This is a genomic window from uncultured Brachyspira sp. (assembly GCF_934747485.1).
Classification (GTDB): domain Bacteria; phylum Spirochaetota; class Brachyspiria; order Brachyspirales; family Brachyspiraceae; genus Brachyspira.
Genome location: NZ_CAKVGN010000001.1, coordinates 58,479 through 81,552, shown reverse-complemented (window position 1 = coordinate 81,552; position 23,074 = coordinate 58,479). Strand labels below are relative to the sequence as shown.

General features: G+C 30.9%; 30 protein-coding genes. 6 read left to right on the top strand and 24 right to left on the bottom strand.

Going from position 1 to position 23,074, the window contains the following annotated elements:
- From Q0H31_RS00445 to Q0H31_RS00430, 4 genes are read right to left on the bottom strand one after another with little or no spacing between them, the layout of a single operon-like run.
- Positions 1-1,125: a sodium ion-translocating decarboxylase subunit beta gene (locus tag Q0H31_RS00445; protein WP_295294926.1), complete on the bottom strand. Its 1,125-nt coding sequence runs from the start codon at positions 1,123-1,125 to the stop codon at positions 1-3.
- Between the two features lie 20 nt (positions 1,126-1,145).
- On the bottom strand, positions 1,146-1,565 hold the full coding sequence (locus tag Q0H31_RS00440; protein WP_295294967.1) for a biotin/lipoyl-containing protein: 420 nt from the start codon (positions 1,563-1,565) through the stop codon (positions 1,146-1,148).
- A gap of 48 nt (positions 1,566-1,613) precedes the next feature.
- The gene (locus tag Q0H31_RS00435; RefSeq protein WP_147732355.1) at positions 1,614-1,919 is read right to left on the bottom strand and encodes an OadG family protein; all 306 of its coding nucleotides are present in this window, start codon (positions 1,917-1,919) and stop codon (positions 1,614-1,616) included.
- A 39-nt stretch (positions 1,920-1,958) separates the two neighbouring features.
- Positions 1,959-3,503, bottom strand: coding sequence for an acyl-CoA carboxylase subunit beta (locus tag Q0H31_RS00430; RefSeq protein ID WP_295294924.1), 1,545 nt, complete (start codon positions 3,501-3,503; stop codon positions 1,959-1,961).
- Between the two features lie 313 nt (positions 3,504-3,816).
- On the opposite strand from Q0H31_RS00430, the gene Q0H31_RS00425 reads away from it, so the two are divergent.
- From Q0H31_RS00425 to Q0H31_RS00400, 6 genes are all read left to right on the top strand, one after another.
- Positions 3,817-5,112: a sugar ABC transporter substrate-binding protein gene (locus Q0H31_RS00425; protein WP_295294923.1), complete on the top strand. Its 1,296-nt coding sequence runs from the start codon at positions 3,817-3,819 to the stop codon at positions 5,110-5,112.
- Positions 5,113-5,184: 72 nt separating this feature from the next.
- The gene (locus Q0H31_RS00420) at positions 5,185-6,060 is read left to right on the top strand and encodes a carbohydrate ABC transporter permease (RefSeq protein ID WP_295294922.1); all 876 of its coding nucleotides are present in this window, start codon (positions 5,185-5,187) and stop codon (positions 6,058-6,060) included.
- A 12-nt stretch (positions 6,061-6,072) separates the two neighbouring features.
- Positions 6,073-6,927 carry a carbohydrate ABC transporter permease gene (locus Q0H31_RS00415; protein ID WP_295294920.1) on the top strand — a complete coding sequence of 285 codons (855 nt, stop codon included), beginning with the start codon at positions 6,073-6,075 and terminating at the stop codon, positions 6,925-6,927.
- Between the two features lie 35 nt (positions 6,928-6,962).
- Positions 6,963-8,315 carry a GH32 C-terminal domain-containing protein gene (locus Q0H31_RS00410; protein ID WP_295294918.1) on the top strand — a complete coding sequence of 451 codons (1,353 nt, stop codon included), beginning with the start codon at positions 6,963-6,965 and terminating at the stop codon, positions 8,313-8,315.
- A gap of 526 nt (positions 8,316-8,841) precedes the next feature.
- Positions 8,842-9,486, top strand: a complete 645-nt coding sequence (locus Q0H31_RS00405) for a hypothetical protein (RefSeq protein WP_295294916.1) — start codon at positions 8,842-8,844, stop codon at positions 9,484-9,486.
- Between the two features lie 142 nt (positions 9,487-9,628).
- Entirely contained in the window at positions 9,629-10,270 is a 642-nt protein-coding gene (locus tag Q0H31_RS00400) for a hypothetical protein (RefSeq protein WP_295294914.1), read from the top strand.
- 352 nt (positions 10,271-10,622) lie between these two features.
- Here Q0H31_RS00400 and dnaX read toward each other — a convergent pair whose 3' ends face one another.
- From dnaX to rplE, 20 genes are all read right to left on the bottom strand, one after another.
- Positions 10,623-12,188: a DNA polymerase III subunit gamma/tau gene (gene dnaX / locus Q0H31_RS00395; RefSeq protein WP_295294912.1), complete on the bottom strand. Its 1,566-nt coding sequence runs from the start codon at positions 12,186-12,188 to the stop codon at positions 10,623-10,625.
- A 71-nt stretch (positions 12,189-12,259) separates the two neighbouring features.
- Complete coding sequence (locus tag Q0H31_RS00390; RefSeq protein ID WP_295294911.1) at positions 12,260-12,850, bottom strand: DUF1349 domain-containing protein; 591 nt, start codon at positions 12,848-12,850, stop codon at positions 12,260-12,262.
- Between the two features lie 47 nt (positions 12,851-12,897).
- Positions 12,898-13,494 (bottom strand): Smr/MutS family protein, encoded by a 597-nt coding sequence (locus Q0H31_RS00385; protein ID WP_295294910.1) that lies wholly within the window; start codon positions 13,492-13,494, stop codon positions 12,898-12,900.
- A 13-nt stretch (positions 13,495-13,507) separates the two neighbouring features.
- Positions 13,508-14,980, bottom strand: a complete 1,473-nt coding sequence (rho, locus tag Q0H31_RS00380) for a transcription termination factor Rho (protein WP_014935289.1) — start codon at positions 14,978-14,980, stop codon at positions 13,508-13,510.
- Positions 14,981-15,110: 130 nt separating this feature from the next.
- Positions 15,111-15,500, bottom strand: a complete 390-nt coding sequence (gene rplQ, locus Q0H31_RS00375; protein WP_014935288.1) for a 50S ribosomal protein L17 — start codon at positions 15,498-15,500, stop codon at positions 15,111-15,113.
- Positions 15,501-15,518: 18 nt separating this feature from the next.
- Positions 15,519-16,496 carry a DNA-directed RNA polymerase subunit alpha gene (locus tag Q0H31_RS00370; protein ID WP_013243946.1) on the bottom strand — a complete coding sequence of 326 codons (978 nt, stop codon included), beginning with the start codon at positions 16,494-16,496 and terminating at the stop codon, positions 15,519-15,521.
- Between the two features lie 30 nt (positions 16,497-16,526).
- Positions 16,527-17,153 (bottom strand): 30S ribosomal protein S4, encoded by a 627-nt coding sequence (gene rpsD, locus Q0H31_RS00365; protein ID WP_013243947.1) that lies wholly within the window; start codon positions 17,151-17,153, stop codon positions 16,527-16,529.
- Between the two features lie 21 nt (positions 17,154-17,174).
- Positions 17,175-17,543 carry a 30S ribosomal protein S11 gene (gene rpsK, locus Q0H31_RS00360; RefSeq protein ID WP_345742549.1) on the bottom strand — a complete coding sequence of 123 codons (369 nt, stop codon included), beginning with the start codon at positions 17,541-17,543 and terminating at the stop codon, positions 17,175-17,177.
- Positions 17,544-17,611: 68 nt separating this feature from the next.
- Positions 17,612-18,001, bottom strand: coding sequence for a 30S ribosomal protein S13 (rpsM, locus tag Q0H31_RS00355; protein WP_013243949.1), 390 nt, complete (start codon positions 17,999-18,001; stop codon positions 17,612-17,614).
- A 22-nt stretch (positions 18,002-18,023) separates the two neighbouring features.
- A complete protein-coding gene (rpmJ, locus tag Q0H31_RS00350) occupies positions 18,024-18,140 on the bottom strand; it encodes a 50S ribosomal protein L36 (protein ID WP_014933892.1) in 117 nt (38 codons plus the stop codon).
- A gap of 20 nt (positions 18,141-18,160) precedes the next feature.
- The gene (infA, locus tag Q0H31_RS00345) at positions 18,161-18,379 is read right to left on the bottom strand and encodes a translation initiation factor IF-1 (RefSeq protein ID WP_013243950.1); all 219 of its coding nucleotides are present in this window, start codon (positions 18,377-18,379) and stop codon (positions 18,161-18,163) included.
- Positions 18,380-18,384: 5 nt separating this feature from the next.
- On the bottom strand, positions 18,385-19,725 hold the full coding sequence (secY, locus tag Q0H31_RS00340) for a preprotein translocase subunit SecY (protein WP_295294903.1): 1,341 nt from the start codon (positions 19,723-19,725) through the stop codon (positions 18,385-18,387).
- A 12-nt stretch (positions 19,726-19,737) separates the two neighbouring features.
- A complete protein-coding gene (gene rplO / locus Q0H31_RS00335; RefSeq protein WP_295294902.1) occupies positions 19,738-20,217 on the bottom strand; it encodes a 50S ribosomal protein L15 in 480 nt (159 codons plus the stop codon).
- Positions 20,218-20,227: 10 nt separating this feature from the next.
- The gene (rpmD, locus tag Q0H31_RS00330; protein WP_013243953.1) at positions 20,228-20,407 is read right to left on the bottom strand and encodes a 50S ribosomal protein L30; all 180 of its coding nucleotides are present in this window, start codon (positions 20,405-20,407) and stop codon (positions 20,228-20,230) included.
- A complete protein-coding gene (rpsE, locus tag Q0H31_RS00325) occupies positions 20,407-20,889 on the bottom strand; it encodes a 30S ribosomal protein S5 (RefSeq protein ID WP_295294965.1) in 483 nt (160 codons plus the stop codon). The genes rpmD and rpsE overlap by 1 nt, the downstream gene beginning before the upstream one ends.
- Positions 20,890-20,930: 41 nt before the next feature.
- Positions 20,931-21,287 carry a 50S ribosomal protein L18 gene (gene rplR, locus Q0H31_RS00320; protein ID WP_295294899.1) on the bottom strand — a complete coding sequence of 119 codons (357 nt, stop codon included), beginning with the start codon at positions 21,285-21,287 and terminating at the stop codon, positions 20,931-20,933.
- Between the two features lie 12 nt (positions 21,288-21,299).
- A complete protein-coding gene (gene rplF, locus Q0H31_RS00315; protein WP_013243956.1) occupies positions 21,300-21,872 on the bottom strand; it encodes a 50S ribosomal protein L6 in 573 nt (190 codons plus the stop codon).
- A 25-nt stretch (positions 21,873-21,897) separates the two neighbouring features.
- The gene (gene rpsH / locus Q0H31_RS00310; protein WP_013243957.1) at positions 21,898-22,299 is read right to left on the bottom strand and encodes a 30S ribosomal protein S8; all 402 of its coding nucleotides are present in this window, start codon (positions 22,297-22,299) and stop codon (positions 21,898-21,900) included.
- A gap of 18 nt (positions 22,300-22,317) precedes the next feature.
- Entirely contained in the window at positions 22,318-22,503 is a 186-nt protein-coding gene (locus tag Q0H31_RS00305) for a type Z 30S ribosomal protein S14 (RefSeq protein ID WP_008723403.1), read from the bottom strand.
- Positions 22,503-23,066 (bottom strand): 50S ribosomal protein L5, encoded by a 564-nt coding sequence (gene rplE / locus Q0H31_RS00300; protein WP_295294897.1) that lies wholly within the window; start codon positions 23,064-23,066, stop codon positions 22,503-22,505. Before rplE ends, Q0H31_RS00305 begins: the two co-directional genes overlap by 1 nt.
- Positions 23,067-23,074 lie beyond the last annotated feature (8 nt).

The window sequence follows — 23,074 nt, the reverse complement described above, 5'->3', positions numbered from 1 at the left end:
TCAATGAAAAAAAGCAAGGAATATTCCAACAGTGATAGCACCTGAAATTATACCAGAAATATTAACAGCCATAGCATGAAGAAGCAAACAGTTAGAAGAGCTATTTTCCTGACCATATATATGAGCTCCCCAAGCAGGCACAGGGAAAGCACTAAGTCCAGCTGAACCTATTATAGGATTAACCTTGCCGCCTGTAAGTACATTAATAATCTTAGCAACTAAAACACCTATTATAGTATTTAATATTAATGATAAAAATCCAAATGCAAATATTAATACTGTACTTAAAGATATAAAATTATCCGCAGAAGCAGATGAACCTATAGCTATACCAATAAGCATAGTAAGAATGCCGGTTAAAGACTTTTGTATTGTAACTGAGAAATTTTTAATAATATCAGATTCTCTTAAAATACTTCCAAAAAGAAGAGCCGCTATAAGTGGAAAAGAATTAGCTAAAAATATGCCGCAAAGCCCCATAGCAACCACAGCAAATATAATCTTCTCTCCCCTCGAAACATGTCTTAAATATGACATAGATATAGTTCTTTCTTTTTTAGTAGTTAAAAACTTGGTAACGCCAATCTGAAGTATAGGCAAAAGCTCCATATAAAGATATGATGCCATCACAATAGGAGCAAAATATTTAGCATCAGTTACTAAAGCTGTCATATACATAGCCAAAGAACCGTCAGCAGCCCCTATAATAGAAGTAGCAGCAGCCACATCAGAGCCTATTAAATTGCTAATCATGAAAAATACAACAAATATACCAATCTGCGAACTAGCCCCTATAAAAAAGTTTTTAGGGTCAGCAAGCACAAGACCCAAATCTATCATAGTTCCAACTGCGAAAAATACAAGCACAGAATAAACTCCGCTGCTTGCCCCATTATATATCATACCCAAAAAGCCGTTAATTACATCTTCAGTTATTTTTGGCAAAGGCATATTAGCTGCAAGTATAGCAACTCCCATAGGCAAAAGAAGCAAAGGTTTCTTATTATAATATATAGACATATAAATTAAATAAGCACCTATCAATATCATTATTATCTGCGAAAAAGACGGCGGATAAAAACCTGCAAATAAATAGTTAAAATCCAACCCTAAAGAATTATTCATATTCACCTCTCGAAATTATATCACTTAATCTGCAATATCACTTGACCTTCTACAACAGATGAACCTTTTTCAACATGTATAGATATAACCTCTCCGGAAGCAGGAGCTGTAAGTTCATTTTCCATCTTCATAGCTTCTAATACAGCAACAACCTGCCCCTCTGTTACCTTATCTCCTATAGCAACATTAAATGATAATATAGTGCCTGGCATAGTAGCTTTTACTGATATAGCATTCTCATCTATAGCAGGAGCTTTTTGAGCAGCAGGTGCTGGTGCTGTAGTTGGTGCAGAAGCTTTTGTATTAGCTGCCTGATTATTTACAACTTTATTAACAGCATTAGATAAAACTTTATTTGAAGCAACAGATTCATTTCTTATCTCCTCAACAGATACATCATAACTTTTTCCATTAACAGTTACTTTATAATTTTTAATCATCATTTATCTCCTAAATTATTTTTTATTTTCTCTTTTTTTTATTTTATCCTATTTTATTCTATCAGCCATACCCCATACAGGAGTTTTAGACTCTTTTATTGAAGTTATTACAAATTTAGAATTACCGCTATAAGCAGTGATACAAGCAGTGATAGCCGCTACAAGCTCACTGTCATCTAATAAATCCTCTTCTTTAGTTTTACTCTCTTCTACAACCTTGCTAATCTCTTCTTCTTTCTTTATATTTCTCGGTTTAAAAATAATACCCAAAACTAAAGCCAAAACATAAAAAACCAAAGCAACAATTAAAACAGATATTATACCAAATATTGTAATAGCAGCATTATGATCCATAAATTTTTACTCCTTTTCTATTAGAATTACAATACAAAATCACAAAGGTATATTACCATGTTTACGAGGAAGTCTAGTCTCTCTCTTACTTACTAATAAATGAAGTGCATTAATGAGATAGCTTCTAGTATATTCAGGCTCTATTACATCATCAACATATCCCCTAACAGCAGCTCTGTAAGGATTAGCAAACTCTTTTTTATATTCTTCTATCTTTTCAGCTCTCATTTTCTTAGGGTCTTGAGCTTTGTCTATATCTTTTTTAAATATAATGTTAGCTGCACCATCAGGTCCCATAACAGCAATCTCAGCAGAAGGCCAAGCATAAACCATATCAGCACCTAAATGCTTAGAACACATAGCTATATAAGCTCCGCCGTAAGACTTTCTTATTATAAGAGTAATCTTTGGAGCAGTAGCCTCAGAATAAGCATATAAAAGTTTAGCACCATGTCTAATAACTCCATTATGCTCCTGACCTACACCTGGCAAATATCCTGCAGTGTCAACCAATGTAACCAAAGGAATATTAAAACTATCACAGAAACGAATGAAACGAGCAGCCTTGTCAGCAGCATTAATATCAAGTACACCCGCCATAGAATTAGGCTGATTAGCTATTATACCAACAGATTTTCCGTCAAGACGAGCAAAACATATCACTATATTAGTAGCAAATAAAGGCTGAAGCTCAAAAAACTCTCCATTATCAACCACTCTTTTTATAATCTCTTTTATATCATAAGGTTTATTAGGACTGTCTGGAAGTATGTTTGATAATTCTTCATCATTTCTATTAGGGTCATCATTAGTATTTTCTAAAGGCACATCTTCCAAATTGTTTTGAGGTATATAAGAAAGTAATTTTTTAACACCGTCCAAAGTAGATGTCTCATCTGGGAACATTAAAGAAGCAACACCTGAAGTTTTGCTGTGAACAAATGCTCCTCCAAGCTCTTCTGCAGAAACCTGCTCACCTGTTACAGCCTTTACAACCTGAGGACCAGTAATAAACATATTAGCTGTTTTATCAGTCATAAGTATAAAGTCCATCAAAGCAGGAGAATAAACAGCTCCTCCAGCACAAGGTCCCATTATTACACATATTTGAGGTATAACACCAGAAGCTTGTACGTTTCTATAGAAAATATCTCCATAGCCTCTTAATGAATCAATACCCTCTTGTATTCTTGCTCCGCCAGAATCATTAATTCCAATACAAGGACAGCCCAATTTAATTGCCATATCTTGTACTTTACAAATTTTAGCAGCATGCATTTGTCCTAAAGAACCGCCTATAACAGTAAAATCCTGAGCATACACGCACACTTGTCTGCCGTTAATCTTACCGTATCCTGTAACTACACCTTCGCCTGCTATCTTATTTTTTTCCATACCAAAATCACTGCATCTATGTTCTATAAAAGCATCAATCTCGCAGAAAGTGCTCTCATCTAAAAGATACAATATACGCTCTCTCGCTGTTAATTTTCCTTTAGCATGACGCTCCTCTATTTTATCTTTGCCGCCAGCTTCCTCTATCTTTTCTTTTCTTTTTTTAAGTTCATTTATTTTTTCTTGCATATTTGAAACCTTTTATTTGTATTTAATTGTGTTTTTTTATTAAAAGTTAATTCTGCTAAATTACAAAATACAACTAATTAGTATTTATTGCAATCATATTTTATCATTTTTGTATATTTTAACAAACTAGTCGAAAGTTTTATTTTATATAATAATCTTTTTTATATTCTACATATAATTATAATAATTTTATATTTAATGATTTTTTTATAGTTTTTAATTGACTTTTATATATTTATTAATACACTAAAATGTATAAATAAATGTAACCAGTTACCTATTTATTGATAATAAAAAATAAGGAGTATTTAATATGAAAAAGTTATTATTAATTATTTTCTGTTTCAGTTTATTTCTATTTTCTTGCGGAAGTAAAAGCGATACAACTGCTGACGGAGAAAAAATTATAAAAGTATGGTCTCAAGCTTCTCCTGAAATAGCTGAAGGTATAATAACTAAACAAATGATAGAAAAATTTAATGAAAAATATAAAGGTCAGTATAAAGCAGAAGTAGAATTTATTGCAAGAGGCGGTGCAGGTTCTGGATTTGATGATAAAGTAAATGCTGCTATTACAGCTAATGAACTTCCAGATGTTTTACATATAGATGGACCTAATGTTGCAACTTTTGCTGAAAATGGAATCATAGTTCCTATAGGAGATTATTATACTCAAGAAGAATTAGACAGTTTTGACCCTAGTATCATAGCACAAGGTACTTACAAAGAACAATTATGGGCTTTAGGATATATAAACAGTGCTGTAGTTTTATTTTATAACAAAGATATATTTGAAAAAGCCGGCATCACGCCTGCTAATGGTTTTGATGATGTTTGGACTTGGGATAATTTATACGACGCTTTAGTAAAAGTAAAAGAATATGACCCTAATATACTTCCTTTAGATATGCATTTAAATGAATGGACAGAATGGCTTATTTATGGATTATTGCCTTTTGTACAATCTGCTGACACACAAAATAAAGGTGTAGTTTCTCCAGATGGTTTAGAAGTAGTTGGATATTTGGATTCTCAAGCAACTAGAGAAGCTTTCAAATTTATTCAAAAATTGGTACAAGAAAAATTAACTTCTATATCACCAGCTCAATATGTATTTAATACTGGAAATGCTGCTATGTTATTATATGGTACTTGGGAAATAGAAAATTTAAAGAAAAATTATACTAATTTAAATTGGGGATATATGCCTTATCCTCGATATCATCAAGGTGAAATAAAAGGTCCTATGGGTTCTTGGACTTTTGGTGTAACTTCTTCTTCTAAAAATCCTGAAATAGCTGCAGAATTAATAAAAATATTATGCAGTGAGGAAGCTTCTTTAGAAATGGCTAGTCAATCAGGAAATTTACCTGTTCATAAATTGTCAGAAAATGATACCTCTCCTTATTCTGAAGGCGGAGAATATTATTTAGCTATGCAGCAAACTTTATTATATGGCACTCCAAGACCTATAACACCTGTTTATCAATATTTAAGTTATCAATTCCAAGCTGCTATTCAAGCTATAATTTCCGGACAAGATGTAGATAAAGTAGTAGATGATATGACACAAAAAGTGGAAAAAGAATTATCAGTTTATAGAAAGTAATATATTTTTTGAATATACCGGTAAGATTTACCAATCTTACTGGCTTTTTATTTTATTGTAAAGGATAAAAATATGAAATCTAATAAAAAAGAAATGCTTGCTGCTATTGCATTTTTAGCTCCCGGTTTAATAGTTATATTGATTACTGTTGTTGGTCCGCTTCTTTACACCTTTTACTATAGTTTTTTAGACTATAATATGTTAAGACCTAATGCAAAAACATTTATAGGTGTAGAAAATTATGTAAATGCATTTAAAGATGAATTAGTAAGTAAATCAATATTAAATACATTTTATTTTGTTATTTTTGTAGTACCTTTGCAAACTTTATTAGGATTTATTTTTGCCTTATTAATTAATAGATCGTTTAAAGAAACTATATTTTTTAAAGTTGCGTTTTTCAGCCCAACAATAATGTCATTAGCTGTTATATCTGCTTTATGGATGATTATATTAAATCCAAGCAATGGGCTTTTAAATAGTATGATTGGTAAAATAGGAATAGCCCCACAGCAGTTTTTATTTTCAACTAAACAAGCTATGCCGTCTATAATATTAATATCAGCATGGCAAGGCTGCGGAACTCAAATGCTTATTTTACTTGCAGGTTTAAAAAATATACCTCCGCAATTATATGAAGCTTCTTCAATAGACGGTGCCTCAAAATGGCAGCAGTTTTTATATATAACTATTCCGAATTTAAGAAACACATTCTATTTTATTTTTATCACAATAACAATACAAGCATTTAAATTGATAGTTCAGCCTATGATAATGACTAATGGAGGTCCTTTAAATAGCACAAAAACAATACTATTCTATATATTTGAAAACGGATTCAGATTTAGAAATGTAGGATATGCTTCTGCTATTTCTGTATTGTTTATCATTATGGTAGTTATTATTTCTATAATACAGCAAAAAGTCTCTAAAAACTTAAATGATTAATGAGGTATTGTTATGAATAAAAAAAATATTATTTTAATAAAAAGAATTTTATTCTTTATATGTGTTTTACCGTTAGCTTTACTTTTTATATTTCCTATGATATGGATGTTTGTTAGTTCCATAAAACCAGAGGCTCAAATATTTGAAGATTTAAGTTCAATAAAAGCTTTCTTACCGCCTTTAACTCCAATAAATCAATGGTTTAACAATTATATAGAATTAAATGAAAGATTTAATATGGTAGGATATCTTTTAAACAGTTTAAAATACTCTTTAATAGCTATGTTTATTTCTTGTCTTTTAAACTCTTTAGCAGGTTATTCTCTCTCAAGAATGAAAATGCCTTTTAAAAATGTGATTATGTCTTTCATTATAGCAACTATGATTATTCCTACTGAAACTACTATGGTGCCTTTATATTTAATAGTAAGAGGTCTTAAAGGGGTAAATACTACTTTTGGATATATATTCCCATTTATTGTTAGTGCTATGAACATATTTTTATTTAGACAATTTTTCATATCATTACCGAAAGAACTTGAAGAGGCGGCAAAAATAGATGGAACTAATGCAATTCAAACCTATTTTTTAGTAATATTGCCTAACTGTAAATCAGCTTTTGCAACTGTTGCAATATTTAGCTTTATTGGTGTATGGAATGATTTCTTATGGGCAATAATGGTATTCAGTGATGTTGATAAGCAAACTGTACAAGTTGGTTTACAATCATTTATGTCTGTTAACCCTGTGTATACGGGTCAAGTTATGGCTGCTTTAACAATTATAACTATACCAATGGTAATAATATATTCTGTATGTCAAAAATATATAGTAAAAGGTATAGCACACGTTTCTGCAAAAGGTTAATTAAACAATAAAAAAATTAATTGAAGGAATTTAAAATGAAATTAAGACCAAAATACCATTTCACACCAAAATCTAATTGGATGAATGACCCTAATGGACTATGCTATCATAATGGATTATTTCATTTGTATTATCAATATAACCCATTTGGCATTTGCTGGGGCTGTATGCATTGGGGACATGCTACAAGCAAAGATATGATAAATTGGAATCATGAAGATATAGCATTAAAATATGACAATGAATATGACAAAGACGGATGTTTTTCAGGAAGTGCTATAGAAAAAGATGGAAAATTACACATATTCTATACTGGTGTGAAATATCATAAAATAAAATATAATGAATATAATATACCTGTTCAAGATGATCCAAACGGATTTACACCATGTCAAATACATGCTATTTCAGAAGACGGCGGATATACATTTAAAAAAATATTGCCTCCTGTTATAGAAATAGATACAAGATATATGCATGATGTTCATGTTAGAGACCCTAAGGTATTTAAAACTAAAAATGGTTTTTATAGAATAGTTTTGGGAAATACTGAAAATTATAAAAATGGAAGTTTAATATTTTATAAGAGTAATGATTTAAATACTTGGGAATTTGAAGGAAAATGGGAAAGCAATGAATTTGGCTGGGGTTGGGAATGTCCTGACTTTTTTGAAATAGATAATAATGATGTTTTAGTATTCTCTCCTATGGGTGCTGGAAGTAAAGAATATCCGAATATTTCTATGTATTTATTAGGAAAGATGGATTTTAATAATTTTAATTTCAATATAGCAAATAAAGGTTTAATAGATGACTCTTTAGAGATATATGCTCCTCAAACTTTCAACTATTATGATGATAAACAAAACAAAGAAAGAAGAATCATTATAGGCTGGATAAGAATGATAAAGCCATTTGATGACAATGAGTTTTGCGGAATGATGACTATACCGAGAGAATGTTTTGTAGAAAATAACGTATTTAAAACTTATCCTGTAAAAGAATTTGAAAATGAAAGAAAAGGGGCATTAAACGATTTTAATAATACTAAAAACCTTTATGATATAGAGTTTAAAATAAAAGATAATTTTGATATTACTTTATTTGCCGACAGCAGCAAAAAAGGTTTATATTTAAATTATGATAAAAATAATTCTCTATTAACTATAGACAGAAAAGATGTAAAATATAATGGAATGTCAGGACTTGAAAAGATAGAAATAAAAGCTAAATCAGGCGATGATGTTAGAATAATATCAGATATATCAGTTGTAGAGATATTTATTAATAGAGGTGAGAAAACTTCTTCATTTACAGTTTCTCCTTTGGGAGATAATATATTTATAAATAAAAATGAATTAAATAATTTAAATATTTATAGTATTTAAAATCATTAAGTTTAAAGTATTAAAAGTTAATAACAAATATTAGCTTTTAATACTTAGTTCATAAATTAAATGATGCTTAATAAATATTATAAAATAAAAATTAATATAATAAAATTATTAACAGTTTATATAAATTTAGTATAAATAGCACTTTATAATTCTTTGACCAACTAATTTTATGCCAACTGAAAGAAGTCTTTGATTACAACAAAATATACTTCCAGTTTGGGTGCGTAACAGCAGAAAAAGAAACATAAAAAAATTGAAAAATTAAAATTTCAAATACATCATATTTTTTATATATTATGCAGTATAAGATGTGCATTATTTTATGAATATATTTTGTAGTACATATAAGAAAAATAGCTTGCAAAAAAGTTAGAATAATCTTACAATATAAACAGTAATTATTCAGATAACATTATTGTATATAGAAAAAATAAACAAAAAGTAAATTATATATGGTTTATTTTTTTAATTACTATAATTTAATATATAGATACATTTTTTAGGAGAAAGAAACAAAATGAAAAAATTAATTATAATAACAAGTATATTAGTAATGAGCATAAGCAGCGGACTTATGGCTAAAACAGGATTTGGTTTAGGGTTAATAGTACCGCTTGGAGCAAGTTTCAGCAGTTTCAGCGGAAATGAAGCTCAACATGTAAAATCTGATACTGGATTTGAATTTGGTGTTCATGTACAGCCTGCATATTATTTTGGGTTTGAGTATTTATCATTTGGTTTAGGATTGGATTTAGGATATAATAGAGATGTGTTTGCTTTCAAAGCAGTTATTGATGAAAAATCAAAAGGCGGATTAACTTTCGATAGCTTAATGGTAGGAATACTTCCTAGAATAGATGTTTGGTTTGTATCAATAGGTGTAGGTGCTGGTGTAAAAATACCTTTAGCAGGAAGCAGTTACTTTAGAGAAAGTGACGGAGGGTACACTTCTCAAGGATATGATTATAAAAGACTTAAAGATACTTTTAAAAATCCTTATATACCTTATGTAAAAGGGGTTGTTGATTTCTTATTGCCTTATAACCTAGTTTTAGGTATATATGCTTCTTATGATATACCTTTGGTAGAATATAAAGACCCTAATAATAATATTAAAATGTCTTCATTTGATTTAGGCGGAGAAATTGGATTAAGATTCTAATAAAAATTAATTAAAAATAATATTTAAGGAATGCATATTTAATAATATGTATTCCTTTTTTTAATAGTTTTTTTATTATAAATAGATTATTACTATTTCCGACTATAAAAAATAGTACATACAATATAAAGGATTATAAAAAATGAAAAAAGCAGTGATAATTGCAAGTTTATTAGTAATTGCATTAAGCGGAAATTTGATGGCAAAAACAGGTTTTGAAGTGAATGTACTATTTCCTTTCGGCGTAAGTTTAGGAACATATACAGGAACAGATGCTTCCAAATATACTAAAGCCGATGCTGGCTTTGAATTTGGAATTCATGTTATACCGGGATATTATTTTGGAATCAGCAATATAGGTTTAGGAATTGGATTTGATATTGGTTATCAAAAAGATGTATTTGCTTTCGGCTTAAAATCTCAAAGCGGAAGATATGGTGCTTCTTTTGATAGTTTTAATTTAGGGTTATTACCAAGAATTGATATTGGATTTGTATCTTTAGGAGTTGGAGGAGGTTTCAAGTTTCCTATAGCAGGTCTTATGTATCAGAGAGATGGTGCTGACGGCATAGGTCAGGCGAGCATGTATGATACAAAAAATATTTATAAAGAGTTTAATAAGCCTTTTATACCTTATGTAAAAGTTATGCTCGATTTTATATTACAGCTTAATTTAACAGCAGGTATTTACATTGCTTATGATATTCCTTTTATGGAAAGCAAAAGTTATAATTTCAAACTTTCTAGTGTAGATTTGGGTGCACAATTAGGTGTGAGATTTTAAAAAATAGTTGAAAAAATTAAAGGAGCTTATAGAAATACTATAGGCTCTTTTTTTTATTTGTATTTAATTATATTTTTTTTAATTAAAAGTTAATTCTGCCAAATTAAAAAATATAACTAATTGGTATTTACTGCAATCATATGTTATCATTTTTGTATATTTTAATAAATTATACAAAAGTTTAATTTTTAATTATAGTAAAAAATATAACAAATATTAATTTTGCACTTTTTGCTTCTTTGACGAAGTCCGCAGAGCGAAGGCGGGAAAAGAACAATAAAAAATAACAAAACTAAAATTTTTAACATATCTTATTTTTTATACACTAAAAAATAGTTTATTTAAAAATTACTTATAAAGAACTCTCGTCCACCTCTGTTGCCTGAAGACGTGTTTTTAATTTGTCTATAACATTGCCTTCTACTGCCTTCTGAAATTGTATTGCTACATCTTTATTTTTAGTGAATCTTGGTATTGCACTTGCTATTAAGGCTGATATTCTTTTATCAGATTGAACCATATCGTAAATATGCTCTGGAATAGCTACTATTAATGTGGCACCTTTGCTTTCTATCGGGTTTCCTTGAGATAACAAAGAATATATTGTTGGGCTTTCTGTTTCAACATATGAAAGTATTTTATTGTAGAATATATGCCTTTTGTCATTTGGGCTAAGAGGAACATCATATGCTGGTTTAGGAGCGTTATTATTCTCTTTTGGTTTTGAAACATTATCATTACTAAGCCCATAGTCTTCATTAGCGTCAGAAATAGCTTGAACATTGTTTGAAGATATAATATCCACAGGGCGAATTAAATTGTCTGTATCAAGAAGCAAAAGCATACGCATCTCAAATATAACTCTCGCATTAGAAGCATTTCTTATACGCTCTTCTACATTTAATATATAATCAAGTATTCTCTCTATCTCATCATCACTATAATTGCTGGCAAAAGTTTTTAAATCATCTCTCTCATTTTCTGTTATCTCTAATAATTTAATATCATCAATACCGCTTTTTATCATTAACACAACACGCATATAATCAATTAAATTATTAATAAATGTTCTTGGATCAACAGACTCTTCAAAAAGTTTTTTAACAAATTGAAAATAATTTTTTTTGTCTTTTGAAATCATTACATCAAAAAACTCTTTAACAAAAGAAAAATTATTTCCACCAACTACAGCTATAACATCAGCACTTGTAATATGCTTCTTGTCTGCAGTATAGGCTATCATCTTCTCTAATATTGTTTCACTGTCGCGTACAGAACCCCTTGCCTGCTTCGCTATCAAAAATATAGCCTCATCATCATATGAAATATTTTCTTTGTCTAAAATGCCTTTAAGAATCTTCTCTAAATCCTCTATACCCAAAGACTTAAAAATATACTGCTGACATCGGCTTCTTATTGTAGGAAGAACCCTGTCTGCTTCAGTTGTAGCAAGTATAAACACAACATGAGCAGGCGGCTCTTCTAATGTTTTAAGTAAGGCATTAAAAGCCTCGTTGGTAATCTGATGAACCTCATCTATAATATATACTTTGTACTTACCAGCAACAGGCGATATACGTACATTTTCTATTATTGTTCTTATGTTTTCTATACCTCTGTTGCTTGCACCGTCTATTTCAATAACATCTAAAGGAGTACCGTTTTCTATTTGAGTACAAGAAGGACAAACTCCGCAAGGTTTATCTGTGGGTCCATTAACACAGTTTAAGGCTTTAGCTATAATTCTTGCAAGAGATGTTTTACCTACACCATGAGCACCAGAAAAAAGATAAGCATGTGCTATTTTCTTTTGTGCTATACTTTTAGATATTGTTTTTGTAATATGTTCCTGCCCTATTACCTCTTCAAAAGTTTGAGGACGATATTTTCTTGCTATTACTTTATAGTTTTCAGCCATATTGATAATATTCCATATATTTTTTGTATTGTTTAAAATTATTTTAACAAACTATATTTATTTGTCAATTTTTATTTATGCTCAAGCCATTTACATTCTGTTATATGCATATCTGAAAATACTGCTCTAAAAGATGAATCTCCCGGACTGCAAGCATATATTCCAAAAGGTATTTCTTTATCTGCTTTAAACAAATGAAACATACGCATCTGATGATAGTCTTTATTATCTAAACTATATTCAATATAAAAATCTTTTTCTCTTCTGCTTAATCTAAACCATATATCCTTTATAGATACATCTATATCTGTAGTAGCCCAATCAGAATATCCATTATTGGTAACAACACTTCCTAAACGTTGAAAACTTTTATTCTCATATTCTACAGAAGCTTTAAACCAGTTTTCGCTATCTATATAAATTGCAACTCCAGCCTGTTCAAAAAGATGATTAGTTTCAAATTTTATATTTACTACAAAAGAAAAATATTTATCACTCGTTTTTGTTTGGAGTACAGGAGCATTGTCATTTTGAAAGCCATAATATGTTCTCTGCCAAAGGTCTGTATTAGGCTCTGTATATATTTCTATTTTCTCATCATCAATTAATATTTTTTTAGGTTTTCTAATCCAAAATAATTCTTCTTTTAAAAAACTTTTCATTTTATAATTCCTTTTATAAAAATATATCATAATTTTATACTATATAATTATAAATTCAAATAAATTATTTTGGCTCCAGAACCGCCTAATTCTCTTGGAGCATCTGAAGCATATTTTATATAAGGCTTGCCTTCTGTGGCAATATAATATTCAACTATGTTTTTTAATACCGGTATTTTATTTTCGCTTCCAAAACCTTTGCCATGTATTATAAGTATTGGGCTTATTTTATTTTTTTTGCATTCACCGATAAAATGCTTTACCTCAATTAAAGCCCTATCAGCTGTAAGACCATGCAAATCTATTTTTTCTTTCGGATTAGCATTTTTTATATTTGGCTTAAACTTTATATTCTTTTTTGGAAGCTCTTTTTTTGAATGATTGCTGCAATCAAGGTTTTTAACAGCATTTATAAATAAAAGCTTTTCTTCTTCAGTTATAATATATTCTTTATTATTATCTTGTAGATTTTCTTTGTATTCTTTATCTCTTATCTTTATTGAATGATTAGAAGTATTTTCTTTTTTATTATTTAGAGTTCTGCTTTCTTTATTTAATTCTTTACTATTTTTATAATCTGGAGGTAAATATCCATGCTCTACAAAAAATTTAAATAGCCTCTCATCATCATATTTATCAGACATTTATACTAAAACCTCATGAGTTTAATAATTTTAAAAACTCAGAATTATCTTTAGTATTTTTCATTTTAGCTATCATCTTCTCAATAAAGTCATATTCATCAATATTGATACCCTGACCCTGAACGCTTCTAACAAGATTCATCTTAGCAAGCTCTTCCTCATTAAGAAGTAAATCATCTCTTCTAGTAGAAGAAGAATCAATATCAATAGCAGGGAATATTCTTCTATTAGCAAACTTCCTCTCTAAATGAAGCTCCATATTACCAGTACCCTTAAACTCTTCGTAAATATAATCGTCCATCTTACTTCCAGTATCAACTAAAGCAGAAGCAATTATTGTAAGAGAGCCGCCCTCTTCTATATTACGTGCAGCACCGAAGAATTTTTTAGGTTTATGAAGTGCATTAGAATCTACACCTCCTGTTAATACCTTACCGCTTGCAGGCACTACTAAGTTGTAAGCCCTTGAAAGTCTTGTTATAGAATCTAATATAATTACAACATCATGTTTATTTTCAACTAATCTCTTAGCCTTCTCTAATACCATCTCTGAAACTTGACAATGCTTCTCTGGAAGTTCATCAAAAGTAGAAGCTATAACTTCAGCCTCTGGAACTTGCCTTTTCATGTCAGTAACCTCTTCAGGACGCTCATCTATAAGAAGAATGAAAAGTTTAATATCAGGATAGTTTTTACATATAGCATTAGCAATCTCTTGAAGCATCATAGTTTTACCAGCTTTAGGAGGTGCTACTATTAATCCCCTCTGGCCTTTACCTATAGGAGATACTAAGTTTATAATACGAGTAGAAATTTTATTTGGAGCAAACTCTAAATTAATTCTTTCATTAGGAAATATTGGTGTGAGTTTATCAAATAAAGGTCTTCTATGCAAATTATCAGGTTTTTCGCCATTAACAGATTCTATTCTAAGTAAAGCAAAAAACTTTTCACCTGCATTATCTTTAGGAGGTCTTACTTCTCCGCTAATAACGTCTCCTGTTCTAAGTCCGAAAAGTCTAATTTGTGCAGGAGAGATATATATGTCATCAGAACCTACTAAGTAATTTGTGTTTTTAGAACGTAAGAAACCAAATCCGTCTTGCAAAGTTTCTAAAGTACCTTCTGCAACAACTTTACCTTCTAAATTAATATGAGATTTTACTATTAAATGCATTAATTCCTGTCTTCTTAAATTGCTGTTAGTATCTTTCTTAATGCCGTAATTTTCAGCAAAATCTATTAATTCGTCAAAAGTTAAAACGCTTAATTGGCTAATATAAAGTACATCAAAAGGTCTTTGAATTTTATTACTATTCTCTTCCTCTTTATTATTATCTTCATCATTAGTAGTAGGAATTTCTTCTTTTTCTTCTTCTTGAACTTTAGCAACAACCTTTCTAACAACTTTTCTTACTTTTCTTACCTTCTTCAAAGGCACAACATTTTCATCAGCAGAAAACTCTAAATTGTTATCTTCAGACATAAGGAACCTCCATAAACCTTATATGTAAGTTATAGTCTATAAAAACTATAACCAACACATAAAATTTACTTTTGTTTATATATAATTAGATTAATAAACGATTATTATTTTAAATTATTAAAATTATTTTTTATTTTGCTTCAGTTTTATTAGCAGATGAGCTATCAGAATCGCATAACATCACAATACACATATCAGCTCCGTCACCAAATCTTTTGTATGATAAGATTTTTCTTACAAATCCGCCATTTTTGTTAACATATTTAGGAGCGATATCTTTGAAAAGTTTAGCAAGTATTGCTTTATCTTTTACATATTTAGAAACTAATCTTCTATTATGAACATTATCAACTTTAGCTCTATAAATTAACTTATCAGCTAATTGTTTTAAAGCTCTACCTTTCTCTTTAGTAGTTTCAATTTTCTCATATTTGAAAAGAGAAGTTATCATATTGTTAAACATAGCCTTTTTGTGGGCACTAGTTTTATTAAATTTTTTAACAGTAACTCTATGTCTCATACATTATCCTTAATTTTATTAGCCTCTCATACCAAGATGAGCATTATATTCTGCAAGCTTTTCTTTAATCTCTTCTATAATCATTTCATTAGCACCAATTAATCTTAACAAATCAGCATCAGTTTTAAGAGCAACTTTATCTAAAGTTTTAAGATCAGAAGATATCAAGAAATTAGCAGTTCTAACAGAAAACTCAACTTCTTCAACATGTTTATCTTTTAAAGAATCAAGTACAGAATCTTTAGGAGTTTCTTCTATTTTTTCATCATCACCATTAGCCTCTTCAGGAAGCATAAAAGGAGTGAGATTATCTCTAAGTAATTTAGCTGCCCAAGATAGAGCTTTTTCAGGGGCAATATTACCTTTAGTTTCTATTTCTAAAGTAAGTTTACCATAATAATTTATACGCTGACCCACTCTAACATCATCAACAGCAAATTTAACACTTACTATAGGAGAATATATAGCATCTATAGCTATAGCATTCACATCTTCAAGCAACTCCATATTAACTTCAGCAGGCACATAGTTATAACCTGATTCTATCTGAACGTCCATTTCAAAAGTATAACCTTCAGCTATAGTAGCAATATGATGTTCAGGATTAAATACAGATACATCAGCATCAGCAGAAGCGAAATCAGCAGCAGTAACTGTACAAGGACCTTCTTTTTTAATATGTATAGTTTTAGCATCAACATTTTCAGGAAGAGCTACCACAACATTTTTAAGATGCATAATCATCACTATTGTGTCTTCTTTCATACCAGGAACATTTTCAAATTCATTAGTAACGCCATCTATTTTGATAGCAGTGATAGCATATCCAGGTATAGATGATAATAATACTCTTCTTAGAGCATTTCCAATAGTAGTGGCATATCCTCTTTCAAAAGGCTGTGCTACAAATTTACCATAATTAGGAGTTAAATCTCTAGCTTCAAATGTAACTCTATGCGGATGTCTAATAGATTCTAATATTTCTTTTAATGCCATTCTTTCAATACCCCTTATCAAAGAGTTCCATTACTTAGAATAATACTCAATAATGAGCTGTTCATTAATAGGATACTCTATATGCTCTCTTATTGGTAATGTTACTATTTCACCTTGTTTAGCAGACAAATCTAAACTTAACCAAGCAGGAACATATTCACTTTTTAAACCATCAAGCAATTCTTTTACTTGAGTAATAGAATTTCCTCTCTGAGAGAAAGAAACCTTATCTCCAACTTTCATACTATAAGAAGGTACAGACATAGTTTTTCCATTAACATTAATGAAACCATGTTGTACGAATTGTCTAGCCTGAGCTCTGCTTTTAGCAAGACCAAGTCTATAAACAACATTATCAAGGCGAAGCTCTAATAATCTGAGCAAGTTTTCACCAGTAACACCAGCTACACGGTTAGCCTCATGATAATAGTTTCTGAATTGTTTTTCTAATATTCCATAAATACGTTTAACTTTTTGTTTTTCTCTCATCTGAATACCGTATTCTGACAATTGTTTCATTTTACGGTTAGTAGGACCTGGAACTTCTCTCTTTTTTGTTATAGCACATTTAGCCGTAAGACATCTCTCGCCTTTAAGCATAAGTTTCATTTTTTCACGGCGGCATAATCTGCAGCTTGCATCTCTATATCTAGCCATAATTATTTATCTCCCAATTAATTATATTCTTCTTCTTTTTTGAGGACGGCAACCATTATGAGGCATTGGTGTAACATCCTTAATAAGTTTTACTTTTAATCCTGCAGCTTCTACAGCTCTGATTGAGCTTTCTCTGCCCATACCAGGACCTTTTACATAAACTTCAACTTCTCTTACACCCATCTCATAAGCTTTTTTAGATGCCTTCTCACTAGCAACCTGTGCAGCAAATGGAGTAGATTTCTTACTGCTTTTATATTCTCCATCTAAACCAGCACTAGCCCAAGATAAAGTATCACCGTTTCTGTCAGTGATAGTAACTATTGTATTATTAAAGCTAGCTTTTATATGCACTATACCAAAAGCTTCCACTTTTCTATCTTTTTTTATTTTTTTATCTTTTAGTGTTTTTTTACCTTTTTGAGTAGCCACTATTCTCCCCCATTAAAGTTTATTTTTTACTTCTTACCTGGTGCTTTTTTCTTACCAGCTATAGCTTTTCTTGCTCCGCCGCCTCTAGCGTTACGAGAGTTAGTTCTTGTTCTCTGACCGCGTACTGGAAGTCTTTTTATATGACGCATTCCGCGATATGAGTGAATATCTTTTAAACGTTTAATATTATTAAAAAGCTCTGTACGCAAATCTCCTTCCACTTTAGTTGTGGCTTCTATTGCATCTCTTAAAGCTGTAATTTGAGCATCTGTAAGGTCTTTAGCTTTTATAGAATAATCTATATTAGCCTTATCACAAATTACATGTGCTAAAGTACGTCCTATACCATATATATCTGTTAGGGCGATTTCTATTCTTTTATTATTTCTTATTTCAACACCCATTAAACGTGCCATACTAATTATCTCCTTAAATTAATTACTTCTGTTTTTGTTTATGTCTTGGGTTTTTCTTACATATGACTCTAACTACGCCTTTTCTTCTTACTATTTGACAGTCATTACAACGTTTTTTTACCGAACTTTTTACTTTCATATTAAATGTTCTCCATTATTTTACTTATAACGATAAATTATTCTACCCTTTGTTAAATCATAGGGCGACATTTCTATAGTTACTTTATCTCCGGGAAGTATACGAATAAAGTTCATACGCATCTTTCCAGAAATATGTGCCAATATCTTATGACCATTCTCTAACTCTACTCTAAAAGTAGCATTAGGAAGAGGCTCTACTACTGTACCTTCTACCTCTATATTTTCTTTCTCTGCCATATTAATTACCTTCTCACCTTAGACTTCTTCAATATACCATCATAGTTATGCATCTGTAAGTAAGACTCTATTTGCTTTAACAACTCAACAGCAACACTTACACTAATCATTACAGATGTACCGCCCATCAAATAAACTAAAGAATTGTTAGTTCCTTTGAAAGGAGCAAATACAGGAATCTTAGACATTAAATCTGGGAACACAGCAATAGCAGCCAAGAACAATGAACCGCCTATTGTTATTCTGCTTAATACAGTTCTTAAATATTCAGCAGTTTGTGTGCCGGGTCTGTAACCGGGGATAAATCCGCCTTGTTTTTTAAGATTCTCTGCTATATCATCTGGGTTAAATTGTACAGATGTATAAACATAGGCAAACATAATAACTAAAAGACAATAAAGAATTATATAAGCCCAACTTCCATAAGAGAAAAATCTAAGCAAAGCGTCCAACCATCTCCATTGAACACCTCTTGTTAAACTAGCAATCTGTGCTGGAATAGCCATCAAAGCTGATGCGAATATTATAGGTATAACACCAGATGGGTTAATTTTGAAAGGTATATGAGTTGATTGTGCACCAAATACCCTTCTTCCTACAACTCTCTTAGCATATTGAACAGGTATTCTTCTCTGTCCGCTTTCTTCATAAACTACGCAGAATATCACTATAGCAAATATTATAAAGAAAAGAACTATTACTAATGAGTTCAAATAATCAGTATCTTTTTTCTGTATAACATCATAGAATCCTGCAGGAATGCGGGCAACAATACCAGCGAATATTATTACAGATATACCATTACCAAGGCCGCGTTCTGTAATTTGGTCACCTAGCCACATTAAGAACATGGTACCAGTAGTAGCTGTAATCACTACGAGAAGTATAAAACCCAAACCGGGTCTCATAAATATCATAGCACCTTCATTTATACTTTGAATCCAGCTAGCCATAGCTGCAGATTGAACCACACAAAGACCAAGTGTTAGATATCTAACATATTGGTTAATTTTTTTACGACCGCTCTCACCTTCTTTTTGCATTCTCTCAAGTGCCGGTATAACAACACCAAGAAGCTGCATGATGATAGAAGCGGATATATAAGGCATAATTCCAAGTGCTAATATAGAAAATCTAAATAAAGCACCGCCGGAAAATAAATCCATAATAGTTAAAAGACCGCCGCCGCCTTGAGCTGATGATAAAAAGCCCAAAAGTGCAGTTGGGTCTATACCCGGAGTTGGAATATGACTGCCTATTCTATATACCAAAATAGCAAGAACTGTAAACAGTATCCTGCTTCTTAATTCTGGTACTCTAAATATATTAGTTAATGACTTAAACATTTATAAACAACCTTACTTCTTTTCTCTAATATATTTTTTGCGTTCATGTATTATAACTTTACCGCCAGATTTTTCAATCTTCTCTATAGCTTTTTTGCTAGCAAGATCAACGGTAATAGTGATAGCACCTTTAACTTCACCCATAGAAAGAAGTTTTATATAATCTTTAGTAGAAGATAAATAACCTAATTTAACCAAAGCCTCTCTCGATATTTCGTTAGAACCTAATGAATCTAAATCTCCAACATTGATAACATCTACAGACTTTTTGAAAGCAGCATTAGTGAAACCGCTTTTAGGAATTCTTCTATGTAAAGGCATCTGTCCGCCTTCAAAACCAGCTCTTCTGCTGTAACCTGCACGAGACTGAGCACCTTTATCACCTCTTCCTGCAGTACAACCCCAACCAGAACCTTGTCCGCGTCCTACTCTATGACGATTCTTGCTCGATCCTTTTGGAGCTCTTAATATTTTTGTATTTTCCTGTGCCATTCTCTAGCCCTCACTTATACTCTACTTTTAAAAGATGTGATATTTTATTAATCATTCCATTTATTTGAGGAGTTGCTTCATGTTCTACAACTCTTCTTCTCTTTTTGAAACCTAAAGCTACAACAGTATCTCTTTGAGACTTCTCATAGCCTATAGGAGATTTAACTAATGTTATTACAACTTTAGCCATTATTCAGCCCTCCCATAAATCTGGTCAACACTAAGTCCTCTTTTGTTAGCCATATCTTGAACAGTTTGTAAAGATTTTAAACCTTCAAAAGTAGCTTTAGCCAAGTTCATAGAATTGTTGTTGCCTAAAGATTTTGAAAGAATATTTTTAACTCCTGCTAATTCTAATACAGCACGTGCAGGACCGCCTGAAATAACTCCTGTACCTTTAGAAGCTGGTTTCATTATTATTCTGCTGCTTCTAAATACGCCAACTGTATTATGAGGAATAGTTTCACCTTTAAGGTTAACTTCTATCATATTCTTTTTAGCCTGCTCTATAGCTTTTCTTATAGCATCAGGTACTTCGTTTGCTTTACCGTAACCTAAACCAACATGTCCGTTTTTATCACCTAAAACCATTAAAGCTGCAAATCTAAAGCGTCTTCCACCTTTCATAACTTTAGCTACTCTGTTTAGAGTTATTAGACGCTCTTCAAACATACTTTTTTCTTCGTTATTATCGTGTGCCAAGGTTATACTCCTTAAAATTTCAATCCTGCTTCACGAGCACCGTCAGCTAAGGATTTTATTTTTCCATGATATATATAGCCGTTTCTATCAAACACTACTTCATTAATATTTTTTTCTTTTGCTCTTGTAGCTAATACTTTACCTATCTCTTTAGCTACATCTACATTCTTACCGCTTTTTAAATCTTTCTCTTGAGAAGATGCTGATACTAAAGTTACACCTTTACTATCATCTATTATTTGAGCAGATACATATTTAAGACTTTTATAAACTGTAAGTCTAGGACGCTGTGAACTTCCTTCTATTTTTATACGTATGCTTCTCTTTCTTCTTTCGCGTTGAGCTTTAATTTTTTCTCTTAAACTCATATAGCTTACCCCTTACTTAGCAGCTTTTTTACTTTCTTTCATTTTAACATACTCGCCTTCAAATCTTACACCTTTACCTTTATATGGCTCAACAGGTCTTTTCTTTTTAATATTCATAGCGAGTTCGCCTACTTTCTCTTTATCATTACCTTCTATAATGATTTTAGTGTCTTTTTCTACTGTTACTTTGATACCCTCAGGGATTTTCATTTTTACATCACTAGAGAAACCTAATTGTAATGTTAAAGTATCTCCCTGAACATTAGAACGGTAACCTGTACCTTCTAATTGTAATACTTTTTTATAACCAGTATTAACACCTTCTATCATGTTAGAAATAAGTTTCCAAACTAAACCTAATTTAGCAGAATACTTAGCTTTATTTTCTTTTATAGCTTCTTCATCAGTGCTATCAATCTTAGGAGGTTTAACCCAAAGAGAATTATTTTCAAGTTCAAGTATTATATAATCAAAAAACTCTCTTGTCAACTCCCCTCTTTTACCTTTTACGACTACTTTGTGGCCGTCAATTTTTACTTCAACGCCTTGAGGAATCGCTATAGGCTTATTTGATAATCTACTCATTGTAAATACCCTCTCTCAATTTATATTACCATACATAACATAAAACTTCGCCGCCGACTTTCTCTTTTCTAGCTTCTTTGTCAGTCATTACACCTTTACTAGTAGAGATTACAGATATACCGAAACCATTTTTTACTTGAGGAATAGTATCTACTGATGTATAAACTCTAAGACCTGGAGTTGATACTCTTTGAATACCTTCTATAACAGAATTTCCCTCATAATATTTCAAATCTATTTCTATGCGGAAGAAATTTTTATCTTTTACTTCTACTTTTTTGAAGTCATTAATATACCCTTCTTTTTTCAAAATTGCAAGTATATTTTCCATTTTTGTAGAAAAAGGTATAGTTACATTCTCTTTTTTTGCTCTGCAACCATTTCTAATCACAGTTAAAGCATCTGCTATTGGATCATGTACGCTCATTTATATACTCTCCTTAAATTACCAACTAGACTTAGTTACGCCCGGTATTAAACCTTTATTTGCTAAATCTCTAAAACAGATTCTACACATTTTATACTGTCTTATATAAGCACGAGGTCTTCCACATATAGGGCAGCGATTATATTGTCTTGTTTTATATTTTTGTTTTTTTGTAGCTTTAACTTTAAGTGCCAATCTAGCCATTATTTATTCTCCTGACTTTTAGGTGCAGCACGAAATGGCAAACCTATACGTTCTAATAAAATGCGAGCCATATCGTCATTATCTGCAGTTGTTACTATTGTTATATTTAATCCCTTAACAGCATCTGTTTTGTCGAAACTTATTTCTGGGAATATAATATGCTCTTTTATACCTAAATTGTAATTACCTCTTCCGTCAAAACCTCTTCTCGGAATACCTTGGAAGTCTCTTACTCTTGGTAAAGCTATGAAAATTAACCTTTCCAAGAAGTCATACATTCTCTCTCCTCTCAAAGTTACTCTACAACCTATAGGCATACCTTGTCTTAATTTGAAGTTAGCTATAGACTTTTTAGCTCTAGTGATAACAGCTCTCTGACCTGCTATTTGACTAAGTTCTTCTACAGCAGAGTCAACATATTTTTTGTCTGTTACAGCTTGAGTAATACCCATATTGATAATAATTTTCTCTATTTTAGGTATAGCCATAGAGGAGCTTAAATTCATATCTTTTAATAAAGATTGTCTTATTTCTTTTTCATATCTATCTTTCAATACTGACATATTTAATA